We start from the raw sequence: 1,256 nt of genomic DNA, 5'->3' as shown, positions 1-1,256 counted from the left end.
TCACTCCCTTGAACAGGATACGGGAAAAGGAAGCAAGTCGTGTCGACGCCACGGAATGACCTTGGGAAATGAGACCTGTTTTCTCATTCCCAGGGACGAATCTCGGAGCCGCCGTGACCCAGGCGCATCTGCATTTGCGGATCCTCGTCGACCCAGTCCATGCGCAGCATGTTCTCGTGCAAGCCGAAGAAGAACTCCCGGTCGAACCTGGCGAGCACCCGGTAGTAGCCGGTGCCCATGATGGTGCGCTCCTCCTCGAGGTCATCGAAGCTCTCGTGGGACAGGGGCGGCTCGTCCCTCACCGATGCGGTGGCCAGCCCATGGCTGATGTGGAGGACGTGGATCAGCTCATGGCCGAAGGCAATGTAGAAGGGATTGGTGATGGGGCGCGAGCTGAAGCCCTTGCTCTTCGCGTCGAAGCGCGGCTGGGACTTCGCGGTCATCGTCTGGCGATCCTCGCGCATGTAGTACGGATCCACATGGAGCAGGCAGTTCGAGCCGGCGCCGGGCGTCACGGTGGAGTCGCGGCTGGCCGCCATGTGGAGGGTGCACTCGGCCGCGTTCTCGTCCGCGGGGGTCACCTGGGGCGAGCCCGTGAGCTTCGTTTCGCAGAAGGAGCGGCCATCGAGGGTATCCGGGAGCGCCTGTGAGGACACCTTGGGGAAGATGAGCAGCCACTTGTTCTTGTGCCGGAGCGACCGGTAGAGCGCGCTGAGCAGCAGGCTGCCATTGAGCTTGCTCGCGAGCTTGCGGAACGTCGCGAGGATGCCACGCTCGAACTCGGGAACAGCGCGGGGAAGACGCGCGCCCGTGGTCTGTTCGGCGTGCTGGATGCGATGCTGATAGGTCTGGAGGTACTGGGTGATGCCCGCATCCCCGCCCAGCACGGGCCACGGGCCCAGGTTGGGGAGGATGTCGTTGGTGATGACGACGTGGGTCTGGATGTACTTGCGGGCTTGCAGCAGCTCGAAGACGACGCGGCCCGGCATCCACCCGGTGAGCTTCTCGTAGCGCTGCCCCAGGGTGATGAAGGTGGCATCCGTGAGGCCCGCGCGGTTCGCGGTGGCTTCCCCAAGGGAGAACATCTCCTCCAGGCTCAACTGCCGTAGCTCCCGGTCGGGAAGACCCGAGTAGAGCCCTCGGAGTTCCGCCACGTCGGGCGGAGAGGAAGACGGCTTGAGCGCGGCACGCAGTCCGACCAGGGAGGGGGGCATGGCCAGACGCTACAAGGCCGGTGTCGTGCGAGGCAATCACAC

The 1,256-nt window shown here is 64.7% G+C and carries 1 protein-coding gene; it reads right to left on the bottom strand.

The features are described 5' to 3' along the window. Window positions 1–83 precede the first annotated feature (83 nt). Entirely contained in the window at window positions 84–1,214 is a 1,131-nt protein-coding gene (locus D187_RS27660) for a hypothetical protein (RefSeq protein ID WP_043431719.1), read from the bottom strand. Window positions 1,215–1,256 lie beyond the last annotated feature (42 nt).

The organism is Cystobacter fuscus DSM 2262, from assembly GCF_000335475.2.
Classification (GTDB): Bacteria; Myxococcota; Myxococcia; order Myxococcales; family Myxococcaceae; genus Cystobacter; species Cystobacter fuscus.
The sequence above is the reverse complement of the archived record's forward strand: the minus strand, read 5'-3'. Positions and strand labels throughout refer to the sequence as shown.